Here is a 25,029-nt window from a genome sequence, read left to right on the forward strand (position 1 = left end):
CGGGCCACCTCCCCCAGAGGGGGAGGATTTAGCAATCTAAACCCCCAGATCCTTCCGCACGAACCGATACGTCTCGCGCTTCTCACAGGCGCAGGCCTTCATCTGGCCGTCCGGCGTCCACCAGACCAGCAGCGGATAGGCGAAGTTCACGCCGTTGGCCTTGAGCAGCGGCCGCAGGTCCTCGACCGACTTGCGGCCGGCTTCGATAACGGCGGTGCGGGCGATGTCGCCGTCGGCGGGCTTCACGCCCGGGGCCTTCCAGGCCTCGACCGGGGTGGCGTCCCACTTCTCGGCCAGTTCCCACGAGCGGTTGATCCACAGCTCGGCCACCGTCGCCCGCTCCACCGGCGTCGACTTCGGCACGCCGTTGCGGTCGGCGCGGGCGATCTCGATCAGGCGGGTGTCGACGCCCGCCTTGTGCAGCTTGGGATACTCTTCCTTCTTGAAGCGGATGCAGTCGGGGCAGGTGCGGAAGCTGACCATGTAGAGCTTGCCGCCCTTCAGGCCCGGCGACACCCAGCCGGAGCCTTCGAGGATCTTGGCGATCTCGGCCTGGTTCTTGGTAATGGTCTTGGGCCGCCAGCGCAGGTCGAAGTTCCACCATGCCCAGAGGCCGGCGCCGACCACCGCCACGACGACCACCAGGCCGGCCCACAGCTTGAACTTCTTCATCTCTACCGATCCTCTGGGGATTGCTTGAGCTGGTGATAAGACGCCGCGCGCACCGCGGCGACGGCAAAATTCCTGAAAGCCGCTTGAGGCCCGCGTGGGGGACTCTAGATTGGCGCGATGTCCATGTCACAGGCGCCCGCGACCGCCGCCCCCCTAGAAATCGACCTGCCTGACGAGGCCGCCACCAAGGCGCTCGGCGAACGGCTGGCCGCCGTGCTGTTTCCGGGCGCGGCCCTGTGCCTCTACGGTCCGCTCGGCGCCGGCAAGTCGACCCTGGCCCGCGCCCTCGTGCGCGCCCTGACCTCGCCCGAGGAAGAGGTGCCCAGCCCGACCTTCACCCTGGTGCAGTTCTACGAGGCGGCCGACTTCCCGCTGGCCCATTTCGACCTCTATCGCCTGGAGGATCCGGACGAGGCCTACGAGATCGGCCTCCTCGAAGCGCTGGAAGACGGCGCGGCCCTGATCGAATGGCCCCAGCGCCTGGAGGGCCGTCTGCCGCCCGACCGACTCGATGTAGAGATTTCCCCGGTTCTGGATGATACGGCCGGCGAAGCGCGCCGGGTCCGGATCACCCCGTACGGCGCCTTCAAGGAACGCAAGCTTGAGCTCTGACCGCGAAACCCTGAAGGCCGACTTTCTGGCCCGCCACGGCTATGGCGACGTGCGCCGCCAGCCGCTGGGCGGCGACGCCTCGACCCGCTCGTACGAGCGCCTGCATCGCGGCGAGCAGACCTTCATCTTCATGGACCAGCCGCCGGCCCTGGAGACCGCCCCCTGTCCGCCCGACGCGACGCCGGACGAGCGCCGCACGCTCGGCTTCAACGCCGCCTATCGCCTGGCCGCCGGTCGGGTGGACGCCTTCGTCGCCGTCGCCGGCTGGCTGCGCGGCCAAGGCCTTTCCGCGCCTGAGGTGCTGGCCGCCGAGCCGGCCCTGGGCCTGGCCGTGCTGGAAGACCTGGGCGACGACCTCTACGCCAAGGTGATCGCCGAGGGCGGCGACGAGCCGCTGCTCTACGACGCCGCCGTCGACGCCCTGGTCGCCCTGCATGCCGCCACGCCGCCCGCCGTGCTGGAAGCCGGCGGCTCGACCTGGCCGCTGCTGACCTATGACGACCTGGCCCTGCGGATGGCCCAGGACCTGTTCGTCGAGTGGCTGCCAAAGCTCAAGCCGGTGACCTTCGACGCCGCCGCCCTGGCCGACTGGCAGGCGCTGTGGAGCCCGATCCGCGCCCGGGCCGAGGCCGGCGCTTCGGTGTTCTGCCACCGCGACTATCACGCCGAGAACCTGCTGTGGCTGCCCGACCGCGAGGGTCCGGCGCGCGTGGGCCTGATCGACTTCCAGGACGCCGTGGTCGCCCACCCGGCCTGGGACTTCTCGATGCTGCTGCACGACGCCCGCCGGGATGTGTCGCCGCAGATCGAGCAGCGCGGCCTCGACCGCTATCTCGCCGCCCGTCCGGACCTCGACCGCACCCAGTTCCTGGCCGACTACCATGCGCTGGGAACGCTCAACATCGCCCGCATCCTCGGCATCTTCGCACGCCTGGTCACCCGCGACGGCAAGCCGAAGTACGAGAGCTTCATGCCCCGCCTGTGGCGCTATCTGGACAGCTGCCTGGCCGATCCGGCGCTGGCGGGGCTGAAGGCCTGGTTCGACGCCCACGTGCCGGCGGAGGCCCGCTCGTGAGCGCTCCGAAAAAAGCGATGGTGCTGGCCGCGGGTCTGGGCACCCGGATGCGCCCCCTGACCAACGACCGCCCCAAGGCCCTGGTCGAGGTCGCCGGCCGCACCCTGGTGGACCACATGCTCGACCGCCTGGCCGAGGCCAGGGTCGAGACCGCCGTGGTCAATGTCCACGCCTTCGCCGACCGGCTGGAGGATCATCTGAAGAGCCGCACCGGCGCCCCCACGATCGTCATCTCCGACGAACGCGGCGAACTGCTGGAAACCGGCGGCGGCCTGCGCAAGGCCCGGCCGCTGCTGGGCGAAGAGCCGGTGTTCGTCGCCAATATCGACTCCGTCTGGACCGAAGACAGCGCGCCGGCGATCGACAGCCTGGCCAAGGCCTGGGATCCAGAAAAGATGGACGTCTGCCTGCTGCTGGCGCGCCTGGACCGCACGCTGGGCTTCGACGGGGCCGGCGACTTCTTCCTGGCCGAGGACGGGGCCCTCACGTTCCGGGGCGAGGCCACCAGCGCGCCTTTCGCCTATATGGGCGTGCACATCTGCAAGCCGGGCCTGGTCGATGACGGCCCCGAGGGCGCGTTCTCGCTGGCGACGATCTGGCGCAAGCTCGCGCCCCAGGGCCGCGTGCACGGCGTGGTGATGGACGGCTTCTGGATGCACGTCGGCGATCCCGGCGCGCGCGACGAGGCCGAGGCCCGCTTGGCCGGGGTCCCGGCAGGATGAGCGGCCCGGCCGGTTCCGGCTGGTTCTCGATCCCGGCCCACCGGCCGTTCGTCGACGACGTGGCCGCCGGCCTCCTCGAGCGCCTGGCCCACTTGGGTCCCGACGCCCTGTCGCACGCCACCCTGCTGACCCCGACCCGGCGCGGCGCCCGCGCCCTGGCCGACGCCTTCGTGGCGGCCGGCGGCGGCCGGGCCGTGCTGCTGCCGCAGATCCGCCCCCTGGGCGACCTCGACGAGGGCGAGCCGCCGTTCGAGCCCGGCGACCTGGCGCTGGACCTGCCGCCCGCCGTCTCCAGCCGTCGTCGGCGGTTCGAGCTGGCGCGGCTGGTGCACGACAACGCCAGCCTGCTCGACAGTCCGCCCAGCGCCGGCCAGGCCCTGGAGATGGCCAAGGCCGTGTCCGACCTGCTCGACAGCTGCCAGATCGAGGAGGTCCCGATCATCGAGCGCCTCGACGGCTTGGCCGACGGGGATCTGGCCGCCCACTGGCAGGTCTCGGCGCGGTTCATCCGGGCCATGGTCGAGGGCTGGACCGCCCGTCTCGAAGACCTCCAGATGATGGACGTCAGCGAGCGCCGCGTGCGGCTGCTGCGCGCCCTGGCCGAGCAGTGGATGGCCAATCCGCCGCCCGGCGTGCTCGTCGCCGCCGGTTCGACCGGCACCGCTCCGGCCACCGCCGACCTGCTGATCGCCGTCTCCCGCGCCCCGCAGGGCTGCGTCGTGCTGCCGGGCCTGGACGAAGATCTCGCCGACGACGCCTGGGACAAGGTCGGCGAGCAGCACCCGCAGGGGGCCATGCGCCGGCTCCTGCACCGGGCCGAGGTGGATCGCGGCGCGGTCCGCCGCTGGCGCGCCGAGGCCGACAGCCGGGGCCGGTGGCGTCGCCGCCTGGTCAACGAGGCCCTGCGCCCGGCCGAGGCCACCGCCGACTGGCTGGCCCAGATCGCCAAGCTGCGGGCGGAGTCCGCCACGCTCGACCCGATCGCCGAGGGCCTGTCGGGCCTCTCCCTGGTCAATGCGTCCGGCGAGGAAGAAGCCGCCCTGGCCTGCGCCCTGCTGCTGCGCGAGGCGCTGGAGACGCCGGGCAAGACCGCCGCGCTCGTGACCCCCGACCAGCAGCTGGCCCGCCGAGCGGGGCTCTATCTCGCCCGCTGGGGCGTCGTGCCCGACAGCTCGGCCGGCGCGCCCCTGGCCGCCTCGCCCCCCGCCGTCCTGGCCCGCAAGCTGGCGGGGCTCGTCCTGGCGCCGCTGGATCCCGTCGGCCTGCTAGCCGTGGCCAAGCACCCGCTGCTCAAGGCCGACGACGCCGCCCGGACGCTGGAGCTGCGGGGCCTGCGCGGGTCGGCCCCGGCCGACGCGGCGGCGCTGGAGCGCCGCATCGCCGCCTATCCCGAGGCCGTGGACCTGGCCCGCCGCATCCACGCCGCCGTCGAGATCGCCTGCGCGCCCTACGCCGCCGGCCCTGTCGCCCCGCCGCACCTTGCCGCCGAAGAGCTAGCCAAGGCGCTGGAGAGCCTGGCCGAGCCCCAGGCGCTGTGGGCCGGCTCCGGCGGCGAGGCCCTGGCGGCGCTGATCTCGGCCCTGATCGACGACGGCCAGGCCCTGCCGCCGACCAATCCGCTGGGCTTCCTCGACCTGCTGGGCCGGCTGGTGGACGAAGAGACCCTGCGGGTCGGCGGCGCCACGCACCCTCAGTTGCGCATGCTGGGCGCCATCGAGGCCCGTCTCGTCCGCGCCGACCGGCTGATCCTGGCCGGGCTGGAGGAAGGCGTCTGGCCGCTGGCCGCGCCGATCGACCCGTTCCTGTCGCGGCCGATGCGCGAGAAGCTTGGCCTGCCGCCGCCCGAGCGCAAGATCGGCCTCACCGCCCACGACTTCGCTCAGGCCGCCAGCGCCCCCGACGTCATCCTGGTGCACAGCCAGCGCCGCGGCGGCGCCCCGGCCGTCGAGAGCCGCTGGCTGTGGCGGATGAAGACCCTGGCGCGCGGCGCCAACCTGACCCTGACCGAGCGTCCCGACGTGCTGGACTGGGCCCGGGCGCTCGACGCTCCCGGTCCCTACGCCCCGGTCCGGCGCCCGGCCCCCTGCCCGCCGGTCGCCGACCGCCCGCGCAAGATGGCCGTCACCCGCGTCGAGGCCCTGACGCGCGATCCCTACGCGGTGTGGGCGCGCGATATCCTAAAGCTCTATCCCCTCGACCGTCCTGACGAGCCGGTGGAGGCGCGCGCGCGCGGCACCGCCATCCACGCCGCCTTCGAGGTGTTCGCCGAGACGTATCCGCAAGAGCTTCCGCCCAACGGCGCCGAGATCTTCGAGGGCCTCTACATCGCCGAACTGGTCGCCGCCGGCATGCCGCCCTCGGCCCTGGCCCGCGAACGCGCCCTGGCCCGCGAGGCCGCCCTCTGGGTCATGGACCTGGAAGCCCGTCGCCGCGCGGGCGCGGAAAAGATCGTGGTCGAGGCCGCCGGCGAGATCACCTTCCAAGTCGACGGCCGCCCCTTCACCCTTACGGCCAAGACCGACCGTCTGGAGCCGACCCGCGACGGCCTTTCCGCCCACATCCTCGACTACAAGACCGGCGCCGCCCCCAGCCAGAAGCAGGTCGACACCGGCTTCTCGCCGCAGCTGACCCTGACGGCGGCGATCCTGCAGAACGGCGGCTTTCCCGAACTCGGCGCCCGCGCCCCGGGGGACCTGACCTATGTCCGCGTCACCGGCCGCCGTCCGGCCGGCGAGGAGCAGACCCGCGCCAGGGCCGGCGGCGAGAGCGAGGACGCCGCCCGCAAGGCCTTCGACGGCCTGGTCGAGCTGATCCGCAAGTACGACGAGCCGACGAGGCCGTATCTCTCGCGCACGGCGCCGCAGTTCGTGCACGACCATGCGGGGGACTACGGTCACCTGGCGCGGGTGTTCGAGTGGTCCACCAGCGGCGACGAGGGGGACGGGGAATGAGGGCGACCGCATTCTCAAGAAACCTCCCCCTCTGGGGGAGGCGGCCGAAGGCCGGTGGGGGGCCGTTTTCAGCCGCCGCCGTGTTGGCCCGTGTCGCAAAGACTCCCCCCACCGATCGCTTCGCGATCGCCTCCCCCAGAGGGGGAGGTTCCTCGTGAGCATCCTCGACCCCCAGCGCATCGCCGCCGACCCGGCGATCTCCGCCTTCGTCACGGCCAACGCCGGCTCGGGCAAGACCAAGACCCTGATCGACCGGGTCGCGCGCCTGCTGCTGGGCGGCGCCGAGCCGGCGGCGATCCTGTGCGTGACCTACACCAAGGCCGCCGCCGCCGAGATGCAGCACCGGCTGTTCGACCGGCTGGGCAAGTGGTGCATCACGCCCGACGACGCGCTGCGCGCCGAGATCGCCGACCTCGTGGACCGCCCGGCCAACGAATTCGACGCGGCCGCCTTGTCCAAGGCCCGCAGCCTGTTCGCGAAAGCCCTCGAGACCCCCGGCGGCCTGAAGATCCAGACCATCCACGCCTTCTGCGAGAAGCTGCTGCGGCGCTTCCCGATCGAGGCCGGGGTCTCGCCCGGCTTCCAGGTGATGGACGACGGCGCCTCGTCGGCCGTGGCCCAGGCGGCGCTGCACAAGCTGGCCGACCACGTCACCCACAGCGACGACGTGTTCGCCGACGCCTATGCCCGCTTCTCGGTGGCGCTGGACTTCGCCTCGTTCGAGGCGATGTTCGCCACCTTCGAGCACCAGCGCTCCGGCATCGCCGCCTATCTCGACCGCTGCGGCGGCCTGGAGGGCGTCATCGCCGACCTCTGGACGGTCTGCGGCTTTCCCGAGCCGACCACCGCCGACGAGGTGGCGGCCGAGGCCATGGCCGAGCTCGACCGGGTGCTGTGGCGCTCGATCGCCGACGTGCTGGCCGGCGGCGGCAAGACCGACATCAAGTGCGGCGATCAGATGCGGGCCGTCGCCGTCGATCCCGACGCGACGCTGGAAGACGCCCTGGCGGCCCTCTTCACCGAGAAGGGCGTCGGCACGCCCGCGACCTGGCCGGCCAAGACCTCGGGCCTGAAGAGCCGGGAAGACCTGCGCGACCGGCTGCTGGCCGAGCAGGAGCGCCTGGAGGAGGCCCGCGAATACCTCCGCGCCGCCAAGGTGGCCGAGGACAGCGTCGCGGCCCTGCGGCTGGCGGCGCTCTACCTGGCCAAGTTCATCGAGGAAAAGCAGGCCCACGGGGCGCTCGACTTCTCCGACCTGATCGAGAAGACCCGCGACCTGCTGACCCGCAAGGTCGACGCGGCCTGGGTGCTCTACAAGCTGGACGGCGGCGTGTCGCACATCCTGCTCGACGAAGCCCAGGACACCGCGCCAGAGCAGTGGGAGATCCTGTCGGCCCTGACCGAGGACTTCTTCGCCGGGGCCGGGGCGCCGGGCCGCGACGGCAAGGCCGCCGACGGCCGCACCCTGTTCATCGTCGGCGACGAGAAGCAGTCGATCTATTCCTTCCAAGGCGCCCAGCCCGAGCGGCTGCTGATCGAGACGCAGGGCTACATCGCCCGCATCGAGGCCGTCGGCCGCACCGGCAAGGCCGTGCCGCTGTCGATGTCCTATCGCTCGACCCAGCAGGTGCTGAGCTTCGTCGACGCCCTGTTCGAGGCGCCGGACGCGCGGCTGGGCCTGGCCCCGACCGGCGAGGACATTCCCGGCCACGAGGCCTTCCGCCGCGACCATCCGGGGTGCGTGGACCTGTGGCCGCTGGAACGCGAGCCGGTCGCCGCCGAGCGCGAGGCCTGGGACGCGCCGCTCGACGTCGAGACCGAGCAGGGCGCCAACCGCCGCCTGGCCGAAAAGATCGCCGCCGAGATCAAGGCCCTGGTCGAGCGCGGCGATGCGGTGTTCGACAAGGACAGCCGAACCTGGCGCCCGGCCCACTACGGCGACGTGCTGGTGCTGGTGCGGCGGCGCAAGGCGCTGTTCGAGGAAGTGCTGCGGGCCCTGAAGCGGCGCGGCGTGCCGGTGGCCGGCGCGGACCGCCTATCGCTGTCGGCCCACATCGTCTTCGACGACCTGCTGGCCCTGGGCCGCTTCTGCCTGTTCCCGGACGACGACCTGACGCTGGCGGCGCTGCTGAAGAGCCCGTTCTGCGGCCTGGCGGACGATGATCTCTACGCCCTGGCCAAGGGACGGCGTGGGACGCTGTGGACCGTGCTGGCCGCCCGGGCCGACGAGCGGCCGCTATGGCGCGAGGCCCACGCGCTGCTGGACTGGGCCCTGACCGCCCGTCGCCGCCGCCAGCCCTACGAATTCTACGCCCTGTTCCTGGGCAAGCTCGACGTCAACGGAACCAGCAACCGCGCCCGCGCCCTCACCCGTCTGGGCGAAGAGGCCGCCGACGCCCTGGACGAATTCCTGGCCCAGATCACCAACGCCGAAGCGCGCGGCGTACGCGATCTGGAGACCCTGGTCGCCGAGTTCGCCGCGCTGGACATCGTGGTCAAGCGCGAGATGGAGGGCGTGCGCCGGCAGGTGCGGGTCATGACCGCCCACGGCGCCAAGGGGCTGGAGGCGCCGATCGTCTTCCTGCCCGAGACGACGATGAAGGGCGGGGCGCGCGGCTCGCCGCTGCTGGCCACCGCGGATAAGGGTTATGTCTGGTGCGCCTCGGGCAAGTACGACTGCGAGGCCTCGGCGAGCGCCCGGAAACTGCGCGAGGACAAGGCCCAGCAGGAGGCCTATCGCCTGCTCTATGTGGGCCTGACCCGGGCGCGGGATCGCCTGATCCTCTGCGGCCGCATCGACGCGCGCACCAAGGACGAGAACGTCGGCGGCTGGTACGCCGCCGCCCGCGCCGCCTTCGCCCATCCGCTGATCGAGGGCGACACCCGGACGATCGACACGGAGAGTGGCTCGGAGACCGGGGTCCTGCGCTACGGCCCCGATCCCCTGCCCGCCCCGCCGGCGGCGCAAGTGGTCGACGCCGTCCCGCACGCCCTGCCCGCCTGGGCGCGCAAGGCGGCCGAGCCGGTGTCGGCCGGCGCCCGCTGGGCCGCGCCCTCGGCGCTGGAGGCCGAGGAGGAGGCGGTCGGCTCCGCCCCTTCGCCGCTGGCCAGGATCGAGGGCCTGGGCCGCTATCGCCGGGGCGAGGTGATCCACCGGCTCTTGCAGCTCCTGCCCGACATCGCGCCCGCCGAGCGCCGCAGCGCCGCCGCGCGGCTGCTGGCGGCCGAGCGCGACCTGACCGATCCGCAAAGGGCCGAGATGACCGCCGCCGCCTTCGGGGTGCTGGAGGACGACCGCTTCGCCGCCGTGTTCGGCCCCGGCTCGCGCGCCGAGGCCGCCCTGGCTGGAGCCGCTTCCAGGCTGCCGCAGGGCATGGCGATCTCGGGCCGGGTCGACCGGCTGGTGGTCTCGCCCGACCGCGTGCTGGTGGTCGACTACAAGACCAACCGCCCCTCGCCCGACCGCATCGAGGACGCCGACCCGGCCTATCTGGCCCAGATGGCCGTCTATGCGGCGGTGCTGGCCGAGATCTTCCCCGGGCGCGAGATCGACGCCGCCATCGTGTGGACGGATGGTCCCAAACTGATGGCCGTTCCAGAAAACGTGCGGGCGGCGGCGCTTTCGCGCCTCTTCTGAGTTATTGCCGGGCGGCTTTCCCACGCCTACATCTTCGGACAAGAGGCGGCTGGAACCGCCACTGTTCTCAATTCCGCATCGCGGCCGCCCCCGACCCGCGACGCTTGCAAGGAGCCTGACTCATGAGCACCGTGACGGTGACCGACGCCACCTTCGAACAAGATGTCCTGCAAGCCGAGGGCCCCGTGCTCGTCGACTTCTGGGCCGAATGGTGCGGCCCGTGCAAGCAGATCGCCCCGGCCCTGGAGCAGATCTCCGAAGAGCTCGCCGACCACGTGGTCGTCGCAAAGATCAACATCGAGGACAGCCCGACCACCCCGTCGCGCTACGGCGTCCGCGGCATCCCGACCATGATGCTGTTCCGCGGCGGCCAGATGACCTCGATGAAGGTCGGCGCCATGCCCAAGGCCAAGATCCTGGAATGGCTGACCGAAGCCGGCGTCCAGCAACCTGCCTGAGCCTGAGCGTTCAGAACTGACAAAGAGCCCCGGCCGGCAACGGCCGGGGCTTTTTCGTTATGGAGAGAAAGGCGCCTCTCTATCCTCCCGTCATTCCCGCCCTTGTGGCGGGAACCCCTGGTTCCGCTGACACGTGAGGCGCAAGCGGCGTGCTGAGCACGCCGCCACGACTGCCCTTGCGGCTGGCAAAGGGTTTCCCGCCACAAGGGCGGGAATGACGGGAGTTATGAAAGCACTGTTCAGAACCCCCGCAGTTCCCCCCAGACCTCGAACGGCTCCCGCCGCGAACGCCACTGGTTCACGGCCGCGTCCTCGTCGGCCACGCCCAGCGCCATGCCCGAGAACACCATGTGGTCATCCGGCAGCCCCAGGAACTCCGCCGACAGCTTGCCGTAGGCCGACCAGAACTCCTGGGCGCATGTGGCCAGGCCCCGCTCGGTGGCCAGCAGCATCACCGTCTGCATGTACATGCCCAGGTCCGACCATTGCGGAGGGCCAAGCTGGCGGTCGATGGAGAAGAACAGGCCCACCGGCGCGCCGAAGAACTCGGCGTTGCGGGCGAACTGCATCAGGCGGCCCATCTTGTTCTCGCGGGGGATCTCCAGCGCGCCGTAGAGGTCCTCGCCGACCTGGAAGCGGCGGCTGCGGAAGGGCTCCCAGAGATTGGCCGGATAGACGGCGTATTGCGCCTCGTCGGGCGAGCCCAGCCGCGCGGCGACCTGGGCCTTGAAGTCGGCCAGCGCCTCGCCGGCGACGGCGTGGACCTTCCACGGCTGGAGATTTCCGCCCGAGGGCGCGCGGGCGGCGGCCTCGAGGATGGCCCGCACGGTCTCGCCCGGCACCGGATCGGCCTTGAACGCCCGCGCCGAAAACCGCGCGGCGACCGCTTCCGACACGCTCATGCCATCAGGCATCAAGGCCTCCCTAACCAACGCGCCCTATCGAGCGTCTCGATCGTTGGCTAGCATCCGGCCGCAAGGTCAAGGCAAGGGGCGTCGAGTTTGAAGGTTCTGCTGCGCAACATCTTCCTGGCGCTGTTCATCGTGCTGGTCGTCGGCCCGATCCTGGCGGTGCTGGTCTATCGCTTCGTGCCGGTGCCGGCGACGCCGCTGATGGTCATCCGCGCGGTCGAGGGCAGGGGCTGGGACCACCGCTGGCGGCCGCTGTCCAAGGTCTCGCCCAGCCTGCCGCGCGCCCTGATCGCCGCCGAGGACGCCCGCTTCTGCGAGCACCACGGCTTCGACGTCGAGGCCCTGCAGAAGGCCTACGAGAACAACGAGAAGGGCAAGAAGGTGCGCGGCGGCTCGACCATCAGCCAGCAGACCGCCAAGAACGTCTTCCTGTGGCCGGACCGCTCCTACCTGCGCAAGGGGCTGGAGGCCTGGTTCACGGTGCTGATCGAGCTGGGCTGGGGCAAGCAGCGGATCATGGAGGTTTATCTGAACTCCATCGAGTTCGGCCCCGGCATCTACGGCGCCGAGGCCGCCGCCCAGCGCTACTTCAAGACCAGCGCCGCCAATCTGACGCCCGCCCAGTCGGCGCGGCTGGCGGCGATCCTGCCCAGCCCGCTGAAGTGGAAGGCCGTCAAGCCCGGCCGCTACGTCCAGAAGCGCTCGCGCCGGATCGGCGCGGCCTCGGGCACGGTGCGCCGCGACGGCCTGGAAGCCTGCGTGATCTAGAGAAGAAAAAGAGGGAGGAAGTTCGATGGCCACAGCGCCCGGTCCCACGCTGGAGACCGCCCGCCTGATCCTGCGCCCCACCGCCGCCGAGGACCTCGACGGCTGGGCCGAATTGATGGGCGACGCCGAGGCCGCCCAATATATCGGCGGCTACCAGAACCGCGACACCGCCTGGCGTGGCATGGCGAGCATGGCCGGCTCGTGGGCGATGAACGGTTTCGGCATGTTCTCGCTGCTGGAGAAGACGACCGGCGAGTGGGTCGGCCGCATCGGCCCCTGGCGGCCCGAGGGTTGGCCAGGCACGGAGGTCGGCTGGAGCCTGATCCGCCGCGCCTGGGGCAAGGGCTATGCGGTGGAGGCCGCCACGACCGCCATCGACTGGGCTTTCGACCACCTGGGCTGGGACGAGGTGATCCACTGCATCCACCCGGAGAACGTGGCGTCGCAGCAGGTGGCGATCCGGTTGGGGTCGACGAACCGGGGGCCCAAGCCGCTGCCGGCGCCGTATTCGGAGGTTCCGAACGAGGTTTGGGGGCAGACGAAGGAAGAGTGGCGAGCCCGATAAATCTTCTCCTCCCCCGCTTGCGGGGGAGGGGGACCGCGAAGCGGTGGAGGGGGCGAGACTGGGCGCCGTGCCGGCCGTCGCCCCCTCCGTCACGGCGCTGATAGCGCCGCGCCACCTCCCCCGTTTCTCGGGGGAGGAGTGAAGTCCGCGGCGGCTGAAAACGTCCCCCCTCCGGCCCTCCGGGCCACCTCCCCCAGAGGGGGAGGATCTGATCCGACGCCTCGCCAAGAAGATGCTCCCCCTCTGGGGGAGCTGTCGGCGAAGCCGACTGAGGGGGTCTTCCTAAGAAGCCCGCGGCCGCCACCCGTCCGGCGCCAGCTCGAACCCCTCGAACCTGAACCCCGGCGCCACGGTGCAGCCGACCAGGGTCCAGGCCCCCAGCGACACCGCCGTCTGCCACCAGCCGACCGGCACCACCACCTGCGGCCGGCAGCCGGCCCGCAGATCAGGGCCCAGCGTATGGGGCGTCATGCCGACGCCGTCGGGGGGCGACAGGGTGAGCGAGATCGGGGCGCCGGCGTACCAGTGCCAGACCTCGACCGCGTCGATGCGGTGCCAGGCCGACATCTGCTCGGCTTCCAGCAGGTAGTAGATCGCCGTCGAGGCCGGGCGGCCCTCGGCGTTGGGGGCGTCCTCGAACACCCGCACGTACCAGCCGCCCTCGGGGTGGGGCTGCATGCCCAGCAGACGCACGATCTCGCCGGCGCCCAGGTCGCCGGAAATCCCCACAACGCTCATCGAACTCATCCCTTGAAACTGTCCTTGGCCGCGCGGATCTCGGCGAAGGCCTGGGCCGGCGGCAGGTCCGGCCGCAGCAGCGGCGCGCGCAGAAACGGATTGGTGGCCTTCTCCAGGCCGATGCTGGTGGGCACGGTGGCCTCGCCGCGCTCGCGGGCGGCGAACACCTGGTCGGCGCGCGCCTTCAGGGCAGGGTCGGCGTCGACCGACAAAGCAAAGCGGGCGTTGGAGGCGGTGTATTCGTGGGCGCAGTAGACGGCGGTGTCGTCGGGCAGGTCGGCCAGCCGCGACAACGAGGCCCACATCTGCTCGGGATCACCCTCGAACATCCGCCCGCAGCCCAGGGCGAACAGGGTGTCGCCGACGAAGGCGATGTGGTCGCCAGCGTCGTGATAGGCCACGTGGCCCAGGGTGTGGCCGCCGCTGTCGATGACCGCGAACTTCGTCTCGCCCAGCTCGACCACGTCGCCGCCGGCCACCGCACGGTCGAGCGGGGCGATGCGGGTCACCTCCTGCGGGCCGGCGATGGTCGCGCCGGTGGCGGCCTTGACCTTCTCGTTGCCGCCGGCGTGGTCGGGGTGCCAGTGGGTGTTGAGGATCATATCCAGGCCCCAGCCCAGCTTTTCCAGCTGCGCGAGGATGGCGTCGGCGTCCGGGGTGTCGATGCAGGCGGTCTTGCCGGTCGCGACATCGCGCACGAGAAAGCCGTAATTGTCGGACAGGCAGGGAAACTGGTGGATTTCGAGCGACATGCGAACGGCCTCGGTCACGGACGGGGGTCGGCGGGCGTGACGTGGAGGATTCGCCCGCCTAAATAAGTGACGCCTGGGCCACGGAGATTCAATGCGCCGCGACGTGCTCGACCTCAGGGCCTTCTACGCCGCCCCGCTCGGCCGGGTGGCGCGGGAGATGCTTGGCCGCAAGGTGGCCGAGGCCTGGGGCGACGCCAACGGGCTGGACGTGCTGGGCCTGGGCTACGCCACGCCGTTCCTCGACGAGGCCCGCGCCAGGGCCCGCCGCGTGGTGGCCGCCATGCCCGCCACCCAAGGCGTGGAGGTCTGGCCCGGCGGCGAGCGCAACCAGGCCGCCCTGGTCGAAGAGACCGCCCTGCCCTTTCCCAACGCCATGTTCGACCGGATCCTGGCCGTCCACGCCCTGGAGGAGGCCGACGACCCGGCCGCCGTGCTGCGCGAGATCTGGCGGGTCATGGCCCCGTCCGGCCGGCTGATCGTCGCCGTGGCCTCGCGCGACGGGGTCTGGGCCGGGGCCGAGAGCACGCCTTTCGGGCACGGCCGCCCGTTCAGCCGCAGCCAGCTGGAAAGCCTGCTGCGCGAGGCCGACCTGGAGCCCGCCGGCTGGACGCGCGCCCTCTACGCGCCGCCGATGGCCTTCACCGCCGGCTGGGCCGAGGGCTTCGAGCAGGTGGGCGCGCGCCTGTGGCCGCGCTTCGCCGGCCTGATCCTGATGGAGGCGGTCAAGCAGACCTTCGCGGTCAAGCCGCGCGGCACGCGGGCCCGGGCGCGGGTGTTCGCGCCGGTCATGCCGCCCGTTCCGGCGGGCGCGGCGCCTGTTCGAAAGGCGCCGGGAACCGTAAGGACCGGAATACTATTGGAAGCTGTGGCGGCAGGGCCTAGCCTGGAGTCGCCGACACAGCCGTAACCGGCCGCGTATGAAGGGGATGCCGCGCCATGAAGATGATCGTCGCCGTGATCAAGCCCAGCCGCCTGGACGCCGTGCTCGAAGCGGTCACAGAAGCCGGCGCTTCGGGCCTGACGGTGACCGAAGTGCGCGGCTACGGCCGCCAGAAGGGCAAGACCGAGGTCTATCGCGGCGCCGAGTACGAGGTGAAGCTGCTGCCGAAGGTCAAGCTCGAGATCGCCGTGCCCACCGACGTGGCCGACGCGGTGATCGAGGCCCTGCAGCGCACCGCCAACACCGGCAAGATCGGCGACGGCAAGGTCTTCGTCATGGACCTGGAGCAGGCCCTGCGCATCCGCACCGGCGAGCGCGACGCCGCCGCCATCGCCGGCTGATCTTTCCGGCAAGCGGAGCCATATTCGCCGCCGCACGTTTTCGAGCGGAGTAGCGGCGTAGGGGCGTCATGGCAGAATCCGAATCCGTCTTCTGTCCGGGCTCGACCTGTTGGCGGGTCGAGACCGCCGACCGGCTTGCGCTGTTCATCGACAACGACGAGGCCTTCGACGCGCTGAAGGCCCTGCTGCTGTCGGCCAAGCACTCGATCTGGATCCTGGCCTGGGTGTTCGATCCGCTCACCCGGCTCGATCCCGACCGGGTCAAGAAGAGCCGCGATCCCGAGCACGCCGACCGCATCGGCCTTCTGCTGCGCCGACAGGCGGCGCTGAACCCGGCGCTGGACGTGCGGGTGCTGGCCTGGGACATGCCGTTCCCGATCGCCGCCTCGCAGCTGTTCGGCCCGCAGCGCGGCGCGGCCTTCTTCGCCGGCTCCAAGGTCAAGTACCGGCTGGACAACACCCTGCCGGCCAGCGCCTGCCATCACCAGAAGGTGGTGGTGGTCGACGGGGTCACGGCCCTGCTCAGCGGCGGCGACATCGGGGTCGACCGCTGGGACACCACCGCCCATCTCGACAACGACCCGCGCCGGCGCCTGCCCACGGGGCATCACTATCCGGCCCGCCACGAGGTCGCCGCCCTGGTCGACGGCCGCACGGCCGAGGCCCTGGGCGAGCTCTTCGCCGAACGCTGGCGCAAGGCGACGGGTGAAACGGTCGATCCGCCGCAGCGTCCGGCGATCACGCCCTGGCCCCAAGGCCTGACGCCGCTGCTGCGCCGCGTGCCCGTGGCCATCGCCCGCACCCAGCCGGCCTGGCGACACGACCCCGAGATCACCGAGTGCCTGCAGCTGCACCTGCAGACCATCCGCACGGCCCAATGGCTGATCTATGTGGAAAACCAGTACCTGACCTCGCCGATCGTGGTCGAAGCCCTGGCCGAGCGCCTGGCCGAGCCCGACGGCCCGGAGGTGGTGACCATCGGCCCGGCCCGCAGCCCGAGCTATTTCGACCAGGTCACCATGGACAGCGCCCGCACCGCGGCGATCAATCGCCTGCGCGAGGTCGACGTCCACGGCCGCTTCTACGCCTTCAGCGCCCGCACGCCCAAGGGCGCGCCGATCATCGTCCACTCGAAGGTGGCGGTGGCCGACGACCGGGTGCTGCGCCTGGGCTCGGCCAATCTCAACAACCGCTCGATCGGGCTCGACACCGAGTGCGACATCGGCTTCGAGGCCCGCGACGAGGACGAGCGCCTGGCCATCGCCGCCTTCCTCGGGCGGTTGGTCGGCCACTTCCTAGGGGTCGAGACCGAGGTGCTGCTGGAAGCCTTCCTGGAATATGGCGGCCTTGGCCCCGCCATCGAGGCCCTGGACGGCAAGACCGGCCCGCGCCGGCTGGAGCCGGTAGGCGTCGTGCCGCTGAAGGGCCTCAAGAAGTTCGTCGCCGACTGGAGCCTGGGCGACGCCATCGCCCCCGACGACGCCTGGCGCCCGTGGGGCCGCCGCAAGCGGCTGCGGCACGACCTGGCGCGGCTGACGGCCCCGCCGCCGGAACCGCCGGAGCATTTGCAGCTGTAGATTCTGCGTCTAGAATCGCCCTGTACGCCCGCCATCACGCCAAGGCCGATGCACGATCTCCCACCCGACCTGATGGCGCTTTTCGTTGACGCCGGATGGAAACCCGATCGACGCGCCAAGACAGCGCCCGGACTGCCGGCGGATCATCCCGCCAGGTCGATTCTCGAGGCCTTTTCCGGCCTCCAGGTCGGTAAGAACAAGACGGGGGTCGAGTGCGCGGCGGGAGACGTCGTCTTCACCGGCGAAGTTCATACGCCGGCCGAGATACAGGAAATCCAGAGGCTGTCAGGCGAGCGTCTCATCGCCATCGGGCGTACCCATGAGGATTACGCCGTCCTCCATATCGGAGCGTCCGGACGCTGTTTCGGAGCCTGCGACATAATGGAGACCCCCTGGTTCGCCGGAGAGACCTTCGTCGAGGCGATCCGTTCCATCGTCACGGGGCTATGCGTCAGGCCGATCCTCCTGCCCGGGCAGGCAAGCGCCACCTTCTACGGAGACGTCTACAGGGCCGGCGATCCGCGCCTGTATGACCTGGGGGGCGGTCGATAGCGGGAGCGGAAACTCCCGCCTCGAGGTCCTGGCGGAGCTTCCAGCCTTCCGGTCAGTCCTCGATCTCCAGATCCACCACCAGCGGCAGGTGATCCGACGCCACCCGCGCCAGGGCGTCGTAGGGCGAGAAGACGTTCACCGTGCGCAGGCCCTTGGTCAGGAACACGTGGTCGATGCGCATGAACGGGAAGTTCGAGGGGAAGGTCGCGGTCGGGGCCTTGCCCCAGCCTGAGGCCAGGGTCTGGGCGTCGCGGGCGGCGGCCTTCAGCAGGCGGTAGGTGGCCGAATAGGGGGTGGCGTTGAAGTCGCCCAGCAGCACGCCCGGCGCGGTCCAGCGATCGGACGCCATCCAGGCCTCGCCGACCAGGGCGGCGGCCTGGCGCTTCTGCTCCTGGGGGATCAGGCCAAGGTGGGTGTTGATGATCTGCACCGGCTTGCCGCCGATCATCACCTCCACCCACAGCGCCCCGCGCGGCTCCAGCCCGGGCACGGCGCGATAGAACGGCAGCGGGCCGGACTTGATCAGCTTTTCGGGCAGGTGGGTGAGGATGGCGTCGCCATAGAGCTCCTCCTCCACCGTCATGGCCGGATGGAAGTGGAAGCCCATCTTCAGGAGTTCGGCCAAGCGGTGGGCCTGATCGACGTTGCCGGTGCGCAGCCGGCCGACGTCGAGTTCCTGCAGGGCCACGACGTCGGGCTCGTGCGCCGAGATCACCTCGGCCACGCGTTCCACGTCGAGCCTGCGGTCGCCGCCCACGCAACGGTGGACGTTGTAGGTCATCAGCCGCAGCTTCATGGGATCAGAAGATCGCCTGAAACGGCGCTAGGTTCCACACGCTGCGCGGGCGCCCCCCGGCTGAGCAGGAAAAGACAGCTCTCCGAGCGCCAGTTCTCCAGGGCCTTGGTCGGATCGATGGGCCGCGCGGGGCCGTTTCCGGCGAAGGCGGCGCTGGAATCCACGCGTACGCCGAGATCCTCCGTCAGGGCCATGAAGTCGGCCAGGGTGCACAGGTGGATGTTCGGCGTCGCCCACCAGGGCGTCGGCAGGGCCTTGGTCTCGGGCATCCGTCCCCGGCTGAGCAGCGACCAGCGCACGCTCCAGTGGCCGAAATTGGGGAACGACACGATGGCCCGGTCGGCGATGCGCAAGAGCTCGTCCAGCACGTGGCGCGGATTGCGCGTGGCCTGCAGGGTCTGGGACAGCACCGCGTAGTCGAAGGTCTTGTCGGGGAAGTGGTCGAGATCCTGGTCGGCGTCGCCCTGCACCACCGACAGCCCCCGCGCCATGCAGGCGGCCACGCCATGGGCGCTGATCTCCAGCCCCCGGCCGTCGACCTCCTTCTCCCGGGTCAGCAGCTCCAGCAGCGCCCCCTCGCCGCAACCGACGTCGAGCACCCGCGCGCCGGGGCGGACGAGGCGCAGGATTTCCCGGAAGTCCTCGCGGATCATTTCTCCTCCCCCGTGAAACGGGGGAGGTGGCGCGGCGCCATCGGCGACGTGACGGAGGGGGCGACCGCCGGCACAGAGCCCAGTCTCGCCCCCTCCACCACTTCGTGGTTCCCCTCCCCCGCCATGCGGGGGAGGAGATGTCCGCCGCAGATCAATTTCATCGCCCGATCCCCCGTTCCCGCTCCACCGACGCCATGAACCCGGTCAGGGCCGCGTCCATCACCGGCTCGTCCAGCAGGAAGGCGTCGTGGCCCTTGTCGCTGTCGATCTCGGCGAAGGCCGCGCGGCAGCCGGCGGCGGTCAGGGCGCGGACGATGTGGCGGCTCTCCGAGGTCGGATAGAGCCAGTCGCTGGTGAAGCTGAGCACGCAGAACCGCACGTCGCGCGCGGCCTTGAAGGCGTTGGCCAGCACCCCGCCGTGCGGCGCGGCCAGGTCGAAATAGTCCATGGCCCGGGTGATGTAGAGATAGGAGTTGGCGTCGAAGCGGTCGACGAAACTGGCGCCCTGGTGGCGCAGATAGCTCTCGACCTGGAAGTCGGCGTCGAAGCCCCAGGACAGGCCGTCGCGCTGCAGCTCGCGCCCGAACTTGCGCTGCAGGGCGGGCTCGGAGAGGTAGGTGATGTGGGCGGCCATCCGCGCCACGGCCAGGCCCTTTTCCGGCCGCGCGCCCTGGCTGGCATAGGCCCCGCCGCGCCATTCGGGATCGGCCATGATCGCCTGGCGGCCCACCTCGTGGAAGGCGATGTTCTGGGCCGAATGCCGCGAGGCCGAGGCCACGATCACCGCGCTGAACAGCTTTTGCGGATAGTCGGCCGCCCACTGCTGCACCTGCATGCCGCCCATCGAGCCGCCGACCACCGCCAGCAGGGTGTCGACCCCCAGGGCGTCGATCAGCATGGCCTGGGCCCGCACCATGTCGGCGATGGTCAGGATCGGGAACGACAGGCCCCACGGCTCGCCCGTCGCCGGATTGGTCGAGGCGGGGCCGGTCGAGCCCATGCAGCCGCCGATGACGTTGGAGCAGATGACGAAGTGCCGGGCCGGATCGATCGGCTTGCCGGGACCCACCAGCCGCGTCCACCAGCCGGGCTTGCCCGTCGTCGGATTGGCCCCGGCCACGTACTGGTCGCCGGTCAGGGCGTGGCAGATCAGGATGGCGTTGGAGCCGTCCTCGTTCAGCGCGCCATAGGTCTGGTAGGCGATCTCCAGGCCGGCGATCTTCGCCCCTGAATCGAGCACCAGCGGACGGTCGGCGGGGAAGCGCCAGACACCGCCGCCGAGCGGCGCGGAAACGTCCAGGTCGAGATCGGCCATGTCGCCTTGGACCGCCTGTCGGCGAAGGTGTCAACCATGCGCTTTGCGCCAGGCTCCCGGCCCCGTATGAGGAGATCGTCGAGACGGCGTTTCTCGCCATTTGCCCCGCTTCGAAACCGCTCGCGGAGCGCGGCAGCCGAAAGTGGTTGCCGGTTTCGGCGCCTGCCGCGCTCCACTAGTTTGTCGTAGAGCCTGTTTATCCGCTTCGGATGATTCCATCCGAAGCGGACAGGCTCTATGGAGGGCGCCATGGACCGTCTGATCCTGATGCGCCACGGCAAGGCCGAGCGGCACGCCGCCCAGGGCGGAGACTTCGAGCGCGCTCTGGCCGAGCGCGGCCGCCAGGACGTGGCGCTGATCGCTTCGGCTCTGGCTTCGGAGGGCCTGTCGCCCGACCTGGTGCTGGTCTCGGCCGCCCGCCGCACCCGCGAGACCTGGGACGCCGCCGCCGGCGCCTTTCCCGGCGCGAAGGCTGAAATCGACAAGAGCCTCTATCACGCCGAGGCCCAGGAGGTTCTGGCCGCCGTGCGCGAGGCCGACGCGCCCGCCGGCACGGTGATGGTGGTCGGCCACAATCCGGGCCTGCACGACCTGTCGCTGCGCCTGGCCCTGGGCAATCAGGCAGAGGCCGACGCGGGCGAGCTTTCCAAGCTGCGCGGCCGCTTTCCCACCGCCACGGCGGCGGTCTTCGACATCGACGCGTCCGGCGCCCCGCGGCTGGCGCGCGTCTTCTACGCATCCGAACACGGCGGGCACGGCGGCGAATGACCCTGGTCTACAAGATCCTGCCCAAGGCCCTCTGGGACGAGGCCAAGGCGGCCGGCCGCTTTGACGGCGCCCCCATCGACCACGCCGACGGCTTCATCCACCTGTCGGCCGCCGGCCAGGCCCAGGAAACCGCCGCCCTCTATTTCCGCGACCAGGAGGATCTGCTCCTGGTCGGTTTCGACGCCGACGCCCTGGGCACGGACCTGAAGTGGGAGGCCTCGCGCGGCGGGGCGCTTTTCCCGCACCTGTTCCGCAGCCTCTCGCCGGCCGAAGCCGTTTCGGAAAAGCCGATCCCCCTCGACGCCGACGGCGTGCCGCAACTGGGCGACCTTTCCGCATGAGCCTGCACGACATCGCCTCCCGCGCCCTGCACGCGCTGGACCCCGAAGACGCCCACGGCTGGGCGATCCGCGGCCTGAAGTGGGGCCTGGGTCCGCGCGACGGCGGCGTCGACGATCCGATCCTGGCCACCAGCGTCGCGGGCCTGCAGCTGTCGAACTGCGTTGGCCTGGCCGCCGGCTTCGACAAGAACGCCGAGGTTCCCGACGCCATGCTGGCCGCCGGCTTCGGCTTCGTGGAGGCCGGCACGGTCACGCCCCTGGCCCAGGCCGGCAATCCGCGCCCGCGCCTCTTCCGCCTGACCGACGACCAGGCGGTGATCAACCGCATGGGCTTCAACAACGAGGGGCTGGAGCCCTTCGCCGCGCGTCTTGCGGCCCGCAAGCACGCCCACGCCGACCGCCTGGGCGTGTTCGGCGCCAATATCGGGGCCAACAAGGACGCCGACGACCGCATCGGCGACTACGTCACGGGCCTGACCCGTCTGTGGGGCCTGTCGGACTATTTCACCGTCAACATCTCCTCGCCCAACACGCCGGGCCTGCGCGCCCTGCAGACCAAAGCGGCGCTGGAGGAACTGCTGGGCCGGATCGCGCAGGCCCGCGCGGGCCTGGCCAAGGGCGGCGCGGACTACCCGATCTTCCTGAAGGTCGCGCCCGACCTGGAGGACAGCGAGGTCGAGGCCATCGTCGAGACCGTGCTGGCCCAGGGCCTGAACGGGATCATCGTCTCCAACACCACCATCGCCCGCCCCGACAGCCTCAAGTCTGCGCAGAAGGGCGAGGGCGGCGGCCTGTCCGGCGCGCCGCTGCTGGGCGCCTCGACCGCGGTGCTGGCCCAGTTCCACGCCGCCGCCAAGGGCCGCCTGGCGCTGATCGGGGCCGGCGGCATCGCCAGCGGGGCCGACGCCCTGGCCAAGATCAAGGCCGGCGCCTGCGCGGTGCAGCTCTATTCGGCCCTGGTCTATGGCGGGCCGGGCCTGGTCGTCCGCATCAAGAAGGACCTGGCCGCCCGCCTGCGCGCCGAGGGTTTCGCCAGCGTTTCCGAGGCGATCGGGACCGCATGAATCCCGACCAGAGCCTGGCCTGGCTGAGACGCTTCGGACCGCTCGCGGTTCTGGCGATCCTGCTCGCCGTGGCTCTGGGGTCGGGCCTGGCCGGCAAGCTTTCCCTGGAAACCCTCCAGGCCCAGGGCCAGGCCTTGCAGGCCTTCGCCCACCAGCATCCGGCCCGCTGCGCCGTGATCTTCGTGCTGGTCTATGTGGCCACCGTCTCGGTCTCGTTGCCCGGGGCCCTGATCCTGTCGCTGAGCAGCGGCTTTCTGTTCGGCCCGCTGGGCGGCGCCCTGGCCCTGACCGGCGTGACCGGCGGCTCGACCGTGGTCTACGCCGCCTGCCGCACCGCCTTCGGCGACTTCCTGCGCCGCAAGCCGGGCGCCCTGCTGACCAGGATCGAGGAAGGCTTCAAGGCCGACGCCTTCTCCTACCTCCTGACCCTGCGGCTGATCCCGGCCTTCCCGCTGCTGCTGGTCAATGTCGCCTCGGGCCTGATGCGCATCCCCTTTCGCACCTATCTGCTGGCCTCGGTGCTGGGCATGGCGCCGAGCTCGTTCATCTATGCCGGGATCGGTTCGGGCCTGGGCCATCTGTTCGCCACGGGAGAGCCGGTGACCCTGTCCACCCTGGCCTCGCCGCGTATCTATCTGCCGATCGTCGGCCTGGGCGTGCTGGCGCTGATCCCGCCGCTCTGGAAGACCGCGCGCAGGCGCCGCGTTGCCCCGGCCCCCGACGTGAAGTAACCCAGACACATGGCCGAACCGGTCACGCCGCCCGCCGCACCCGACAAGCCGCCCGGAAGACGCCTTCCGTGGCCCGGCGGCCTGTCGGCGCGCCTGCTGCTCTTGACCGCCCTCTTCGTGTTCCTGGCCGGCGCCTGCATCCTGCCGCCGGCCCTGGCGGACCTCGAAAAGCAGTGGCTGCTCGACCGGGTGCGGGCCGCCGAACTGGCCTCGACCATCGCCGACGCCGATCCCGAGCGCCGGGTCACCGACCAGGTCTCCCAGCGCCTGCTCGACCAGGCCGGCGTCGTCATCGTGGCCTTGCAGGTCGACGGCGCCCGGCGTCTCGTCCTGCCCACCGAGCCGCGCAGCATCGAGCAGCCCTATCTGGTCGACCTGCGCCGCCAGAACTCCGGCTCGTGGCTGGCCGCCCCGTTCTTCACCCTGAAGAGCAAGCCGGGCAGCCTGGTGCGCGTCATGGCCGAGCCGCGCTTCCGCCAGGAGGCCGAGTTCGTCGAGATCGTGCTGCCCGACGCCCCGCTGAAGGCCTATCTGATCGCCAACTTCTGGCGCCTGGCGGGCGTGACCTTGTTCGCCGCGGGCCTGGCCGGGGGCCTGATCTACCTGTCGCTGAACTTCCTGCTGGTGCGGCCGATGCAGCGCATCACCAAGGCCATGGAGCGGTTCCGCGCCGATCCCGAGGATCCCGAGGCCCGGGTCGTCGTCTCGCGCCGCCGCGACGAGATCGGCCGCGCCGAGGCCGAGCTCGACGCCATGCAGACCGACCTGCGCACCGCCCTCCAGGCCAAGGCCCGCCTGGCGGCCCTGGGCGAGGCGGTGGCCAAGATCAATCACGACCTGCGCAACATGCTGACCAGCGCCCAGATGGCGTCCGACCGCCTGGCCGCTCTGGGCGATCCCAAGGTGGCCCAGGCCCTGCCGCGCCTGGAGCGGGCTCTGGACCGCGCCATCACCCTGGCCAGCGACGTCATGGCCTACGGCAAGTCCAAGGAGCCGGCCCCGGTATCGCGCACCGTGGCCCTGCGCGCGGCGCTGGAGATGGCGGCCGAGGACTCCGGCCTGTCGCCCAAGGGGGTGGCCCTGGAGACGGTGATCGACCCGCGCGAACTGGTGATCGCCGATCCCGACCAGCTGCACCGCATCCTCACCAACCTGCTGCGCAACGCCCGCGAGGCCATCGAGGGCGCGCCCGATCGCGGCGGCAAGGGCCGGGTGTTCGTTGAGCTGCGCCGCGTCGACGGCATGAGCCACCTGCGGCTGTCGGACGACGGCCCCGGCGTGCCCGAGCGGGCGCGGGCCAACCTGTTCCAGCCGTTCGTGGGATCGGTGCGCCGCGGCGGCACGGGCCTTGGCCTGGCCATCGCCCGCGAACTGGCCCAGGGCCACGGCGGGGATCTTGCGCTGGTGGAGACGGGCCCCGGCGGCTCTGTGTTCGACCTGACGCTGGCGGGGGTTCCGGAGCCTGCGCCGGCCGAGGAAACGGAAGCGGCGAAGTCGAAGCCCTGACCCTTCTCCCCTTGCGGGAGAAGGTGGCGGCCGAAGGCCGACGGATGAGGGGTCTCTCAGACCTGCGACACCGCATCCAGCCGGCAGGCCGTCGCAGCGGCGAGGGCTTTCAACCCCTCACCCGACCTCGCTCCGCGAGGCCACCCTCTCCCGCAAGGGGGAGAGGGATGCGACATCAGACCACGTACTGCTTGGGCAGAGGCGCGCCCTGCTCGGCCGGCGCCAGGGGCGCGCGGAGCTCGACCGGTTCACTGGTCGGATGGTCCGAAACCGGCGGCGGGCTGAAGGTCCCGGTCGCCAGCACGGCGGCGACGACAAGGCTGCAGGTTCCCAGGCCAAGGCCCAGGGCGATGGTCTTCTTCAAGGTCATGGTCAAAAAGGTATCCGCGTCGGGGAGGGCGCTTTTACGTACTGAAACCAAGTCGCAGACATGCCCGTCGGTTCCCGGGCGCGCCATGCGGCACGTGGTCCGCCGGAGAGGCGGACGCGCTTTTGCCTCTAAACCGTCCACAGGTCCAGCCTGGGGCGCCTTAAGGGCGATCTCGCCTTATTTGGGCGAACGATGGTTGCAAAGCGTCGCCATG

25 protein-coding genes are annotated in these 25,029 nt (G+C 71.0%); 17 read left to right on the forward strand and 8 right to left on the reverse strand.

Annotation, left to right across the window (positions count from 1 at the left end; all coding sequences use genetic code 11):
* Positions 1–36 precede the first annotated feature (36 nt).
* A complete protein-coding gene (locus AC2YHT_RS11930; protein ID WP_487289967.1) occupies positions 37–672 on the reverse strand; it encodes a hypothetical protein in 636 nt (211 codons plus the stop codon).
* Between the two features lie 123 nt (positions 673–795).
* Here AC2YHT_RS11930 and tsaE point away from each other — a divergent pair, with 123 nt between their 5' ends.
* The 6 genes from tsaE (at position 796) to trxA (ending at position 10,127) form a co-directional block, all read left to right on the forward strand.
* Entirely contained in the window at positions 796–1,284 is a 489-nt protein-coding gene (tsaE, locus tag AC2YHT_RS11935) for a tRNA (adenosine(37)-N6)-threonylcarbamoyltransferase complex ATPase subunit type 1 TsaE (protein WP_487289969.1), read from the forward strand.
* Positions 1,274–2,359 carry an N-acetylmuramate/N-acetylglucosamine kinase AmgK gene (gene amgK, locus AC2YHT_RS11940; protein ID WP_487289971.1) on the forward strand — a complete coding sequence of 362 codons (1,086 nt, stop codon included), beginning with the start codon at positions 1,274–1,276 and terminating at the stop codon, positions 2,357–2,359. The genes tsaE and amgK overlap by 11 nt, the downstream gene beginning before the upstream one ends.
* A gap of 17 nt (positions 2,360–2,376) precedes the next feature.
* On the forward strand, positions 2,377–3,081 hold the full coding sequence (gene murU / locus AC2YHT_RS11945; RefSeq protein WP_487290048.1) for an N-acetylmuramate alpha-1-phosphate uridylyltransferase MurU: 705 nt from the start codon (positions 2,377–2,379) through the stop codon (positions 3,079–3,081).
* Positions 3,078–6,032, forward strand: a complete 2,955-nt coding sequence (addB, locus tag AC2YHT_RS11950; protein ID WP_487289973.1) for a double-strand break repair protein AddB — start codon at positions 3,078–3,080, stop codon at positions 6,030–6,032. The genes murU and addB overlap by 4 nt, the downstream gene beginning before the upstream one ends.
* A gap of 160 nt (positions 6,033–6,192) precedes the next feature.
* A complete protein-coding gene (gene addA / locus AC2YHT_RS11955; RefSeq protein ID WP_487290049.1) occupies positions 6,193–9,669 on the forward strand; it encodes a double-strand break repair helicase AddA in 3,477 nt (1,158 codons plus the stop codon).
* A gap of 122 nt (positions 9,670–9,791) precedes the next feature.
* Entirely contained in the window at positions 9,792–10,127 is a 336-nt protein-coding gene (gene trxA, locus AC2YHT_RS11960) for a thioredoxin (protein WP_487289975.1), read from the forward strand.
* A gap of 239 nt (positions 10,128–10,366) precedes the next feature.
* Here the strand turns inward: trxA and AC2YHT_RS11965 are convergent, their stop codons facing one another.
* Entirely contained in the window at positions 10,367–11,029 is a 663-nt protein-coding gene (locus AC2YHT_RS11965) for a nitroreductase (RefSeq protein ID WP_487290050.1), read from the reverse strand.
* A gap of 99 nt (positions 11,030–11,128) precedes the next feature.
* Here AC2YHT_RS11965 and mtgA point away from each other — a divergent pair, with 99 nt between their 5' ends.
* Both mtgA and AC2YHT_RS11975 read left to right on the forward strand, forming a co-directional pair.
* Positions 11,129–11,806 (forward strand): monofunctional biosynthetic peptidoglycan transglycosylase, encoded by a 678-nt coding sequence (gene mtgA, locus AC2YHT_RS11970; protein ID WP_487289977.1) that lies wholly within the window; start codon positions 11,129–11,131, stop codon positions 11,804–11,806.
* A gap of 25 nt (positions 11,807–11,831) precedes the next feature.
* Positions 11,832–12,371 (forward strand): GNAT family N-acetyltransferase, encoded by a 540-nt coding sequence (locus tag AC2YHT_RS11975; protein WP_487289979.1) that lies wholly within the window; start codon positions 11,832–11,834, stop codon positions 12,369–12,371.
* A 282-nt stretch (positions 12,372–12,653) separates the two neighbouring features.
* Here AC2YHT_RS11975 and AC2YHT_RS11980 read toward each other — a convergent pair whose 3' ends face one another.
* Together AC2YHT_RS11980 and gloB are read right to left on the reverse strand one after the other, a co-directional pair.
* Positions 12,654–13,109, reverse strand: coding sequence for a cupin domain-containing protein (locus tag AC2YHT_RS11980; RefSeq protein ID WP_370444616.1), 456 nt, complete (start codon positions 13,107–13,109; stop codon positions 12,654–12,656).
* Between the two features lie 5 nt (positions 13,110–13,114).
* Entirely contained in the window at positions 13,115–13,861 is a 747-nt protein-coding gene (gene gloB, locus AC2YHT_RS11985) for a hydroxyacylglutathione hydrolase (protein WP_487289981.1), read from the reverse strand.
* A 91-nt stretch (positions 13,862–13,952) separates the two neighbouring features.
* Here gloB and AC2YHT_RS11990 point away from each other — a divergent pair, with 91 nt between their 5' ends.
* The 4 genes from AC2YHT_RS11990 (at position 13,953) to AC2YHT_RS12005 (ending at position 17,271) form a co-directional block, all read left to right on the forward strand.
* Positions 13,953–14,768, forward strand: coding sequence for a class I SAM-dependent methyltransferase (locus AC2YHT_RS11990; protein ID WP_487289983.1), 816 nt, complete (start codon positions 13,953–13,955; stop codon positions 14,766–14,768).
* A gap of 29 nt (positions 14,769–14,797) precedes the next feature.
* Positions 14,798–15,142, forward strand: a complete 345-nt coding sequence (locus tag AC2YHT_RS11995; protein ID WP_110120108.1) for a P-II family nitrogen regulator — start codon at positions 14,798–14,800, stop codon at positions 15,140–15,142.
* A 68-nt stretch (positions 15,143–15,210) separates the two neighbouring features.
* A complete protein-coding gene (locus tag AC2YHT_RS12000) occupies positions 15,211–16,719 on the forward strand; it encodes a phospholipase D-like domain-containing protein (protein ID WP_487289985.1) in 1,509 nt (502 codons plus the stop codon).
* A gap of 72 nt (positions 16,720–16,791) precedes the next feature.
* On the forward strand, positions 16,792–17,271 hold the full coding sequence (locus tag AC2YHT_RS12005) for an SUKH-3 domain-containing protein (protein WP_487289987.1): 480 nt from the start codon (positions 16,792–16,794) through the stop codon (positions 17,269–17,271).
* A gap of 52 nt (positions 17,272–17,323) precedes the next feature.
* On the opposite strand, the gene AC2YHT_RS12010 is transcribed toward AC2YHT_RS12005, so the two are convergent.
* The 3 genes from AC2YHT_RS12010 to metX form a co-directional block, all read right to left on the reverse strand.
* Positions 17,324–18,067, reverse strand: a complete 744-nt coding sequence (locus tag AC2YHT_RS12010) for an endonuclease/exonuclease/phosphatase family protein (RefSeq protein WP_487289989.1) — start codon at positions 18,065–18,067, stop codon at positions 17,324–17,326.
* Positions 18,064–18,720, reverse strand: a complete 657-nt coding sequence (gene metW / locus AC2YHT_RS12015) for a methionine biosynthesis protein MetW (RefSeq protein ID WP_487289991.1) — start codon at positions 18,718–18,720, stop codon at positions 18,064–18,066. Before metW ends, AC2YHT_RS12010 begins: the two co-directional genes overlap by 4 nt.
* A 157-nt stretch (positions 18,721–18,877) precedes the next feature.
* Positions 18,878–20,035, reverse strand: a complete 1,158-nt coding sequence (metX, locus tag AC2YHT_RS12020; protein WP_487289993.1) for a homoserine O-acetyltransferase MetX — start codon at positions 20,033–20,035, stop codon at positions 18,878–18,880.
* A 249-nt stretch (positions 20,036–20,284) separates the two neighbouring features.
* Between metX and AC2YHT_RS12025 the strand changes: the two genes are divergently transcribed.
* From AC2YHT_RS12025 to AC2YHT_RS12045, 5 genes are read left to right on the forward strand one after another with little or no spacing between them, the layout of a single operon-like run.
* A complete protein-coding gene (locus AC2YHT_RS12025; RefSeq protein WP_487289995.1) occupies positions 20,285–20,803 on the forward strand; it encodes a SixA phosphatase family protein in 519 nt (172 codons plus the stop codon).
* Complete coding sequence (locus tag AC2YHT_RS12030) at positions 20,800–21,144, forward strand: DUF952 domain-containing protein (protein WP_487289997.1); 345 nt, start codon at positions 20,800–20,802, stop codon at positions 21,142–21,144. The genes AC2YHT_RS12025 and AC2YHT_RS12030 overlap by 4 nt, the downstream gene beginning before the upstream one ends.
* A complete protein-coding gene (locus AC2YHT_RS12035; protein WP_487289999.1) occupies positions 21,141–22,208 on the forward strand; it encodes a quinone-dependent dihydroorotate dehydrogenase in 1,068 nt (355 codons plus the stop codon). Before AC2YHT_RS12030 ends, AC2YHT_RS12035 begins: the two co-directional genes overlap by 4 nt.
* Entirely contained in the window at positions 22,205–22,939 is a 735-nt protein-coding gene (locus AC2YHT_RS12040; RefSeq protein WP_487290001.1) for a TVP38/TMEM64 family protein, read from the forward strand. The genes AC2YHT_RS12035 and AC2YHT_RS12040 overlap by 4 nt, the downstream gene beginning before the upstream one ends.
* A gap of 9 nt (positions 22,940–22,948) precedes the next feature.
* A complete protein-coding gene (locus AC2YHT_RS12045; protein ID WP_487290003.1) occupies positions 22,949–24,445 on the forward strand; it encodes a sensor histidine kinase in 1,497 nt (498 codons plus the stop codon).
* Positions 24,446–24,620: 175 nt separating this feature from the next.
* Here AC2YHT_RS12045 and AC2YHT_RS12050 read toward each other — a convergent pair whose 3' ends face one another.
* Positions 24,621–24,815, reverse strand: a complete 195-nt coding sequence (locus tag AC2YHT_RS12050) for a hypothetical protein (RefSeq protein WP_487290005.1) — start codon at positions 24,813–24,815, stop codon at positions 24,621–24,623.
* Positions 24,816–25,029 lie beyond the last annotated feature (214 nt).

Source organism: Caulobacter sp. SRI_008 (assembly GCF_057586355.1).

What these genes read in the sequence shown, in the direction of transcription:
- trxA (WP_487289975.1), top strand. Translation starts at nt 9,792, where the DNA reads ATGAGCACCGTGACGGTGACCGACGCCACCTTCGAACAAGATGTCCTG.
- AC2YHT_RS11975 (WP_487289979.1), top strand. Translation starts at nt 11,832, where the DNA reads ATGGCCACAGCGCCCGGTCCCACGCTGGAGACCGCCCGCCTGATCCTG.
- metX (WP_487289993.1), bottom strand. Translation starts at nt 20,035, where the DNA reads ATGGCCGATCTCGACCTGGACGTTTCCGCGCCGCTCGGCGGCGGTGTC.
- AC2YHT_RS12040 (WP_487290001.1), top strand. Translation starts at nt 22,205, where the DNA reads ATGAATCCCGACCAGAGCCTGGCCTGGCTGAGACGCTTCGGACCGCTC.
- gloB (WP_487289981.1), bottom strand. Translation starts at nt 13,861, where the DNA reads ATGTCGCTCGAAATCCACCAGTTTCCCTGCCTGTCCGACAATTACGGC.
- AC2YHT_RS11980 (WP_370444616.1), bottom strand. Translation starts at nt 13,109, where the DNA reads ATGAGCGTTGTGGGGATTTCCGGCGACCTGGGCGCCGGCGAGATCGTG.
- AC2YHT_RS11995 (WP_110120108.1), top strand. Translation starts at nt 14,798, where the DNA reads ATGAAGATGATCGTCGCCGTGATCAAGCCCAGCCGCCTGGACGCCGTG.
- AC2YHT_RS12010 (WP_487289989.1), bottom strand. Translation starts at nt 18,067, where the DNA reads ATGAAGCTGCGGCTGATGACCTACAACGTCCACCGTTGCGTGGGCGGC.
- murU (WP_487290048.1), top strand. Translation starts at nt 2,377, where the DNA reads ATGGTGCTGGCCGCGGGTCTGGGCACCCGGATGCGCCCCCTGACCAAC.
- AC2YHT_RS12005 (WP_487289987.1), top strand. Translation starts at nt 16,792, where the DNA reads ATGGCGCTTTTCGTTGACGCCGGATGGAAACCCGATCGACGCGCCAAG.
- AC2YHT_RS11990 (WP_487289983.1), top strand. Translation starts at nt 13,953, where the DNA reads ATGCGCCGCGACGTGCTCGACCTCAGGGCCTTCTACGCCGCCCCGCTC.
- AC2YHT_RS11930 (WP_487289967.1), bottom strand. Translation starts at nt 672, where the DNA reads ATGAAGAAGTTCAAGCTGTGGGCCGGCCTGGTGGTCGTCGTGGCGGTG.
- AC2YHT_RS12050 (WP_487290005.1), bottom strand. Translation starts at nt 24,815, where the DNA reads ATGACCTTGAAGAAGACCATCGCCCTGGGCCTTGGCCTGGGAACCTGC.
- tsaE (WP_487289969.1), top strand. Translation starts at nt 796, where the DNA reads ATGTCACAGGCGCCCGCGACCGCCGCCCCCCTAGAAATCGACCTGCCT.
- AC2YHT_RS12045 (WP_487290003.1), top strand. Translation starts at nt 22,949, where the DNA reads ATGGCCGAACCGGTCACGCCGCCCGCCGCACCCGACAAGCCGCCCGGA.
- AC2YHT_RS12000 (WP_487289985.1), top strand. Translation starts at nt 15,211, where the DNA reads ATGGCAGAATCCGAATCCGTCTTCTGTCCGGGCTCGACCTGTTGGCGG.
- metW (WP_487289991.1), bottom strand. Translation starts at nt 18,720, where the DNA reads ATGATCCGCGAGGACTTCCGGGAAATCCTGCGCCTCGTCCGCCCCGGC.
- AC2YHT_RS12030 (WP_487289997.1), top strand. Translation starts at nt 20,800, where the DNA reads ATGACCCTGGTCTACAAGATCCTGCCCAAGGCCCTCTGGGACGAGGCC.
- AC2YHT_RS12035 (WP_487289999.1), top strand. Translation starts at nt 21,141, where the DNA reads ATGAGCCTGCACGACATCGCCTCCCGCGCCCTGCACGCGCTGGACCCC.
- AC2YHT_RS11965 (WP_487290050.1), bottom strand. Translation starts at nt 11,029, where the DNA reads ATGAGCGTGTCGGAAGCGGTCGCCGCGCGGTTTTCGGCGCGGGCGTTC.
- AC2YHT_RS12025 (WP_487289995.1), top strand. Translation starts at nt 20,285, where the DNA reads ATGGACCGTCTGATCCTGATGCGCCACGGCAAGGCCGAGCGGCACGCC.
- addB (WP_487289973.1), top strand. Translation starts at nt 3,078, where the DNA reads ATGAGCGGCCCGGCCGGTTCCGGCTGGTTCTCGATCCCGGCCCACCGG.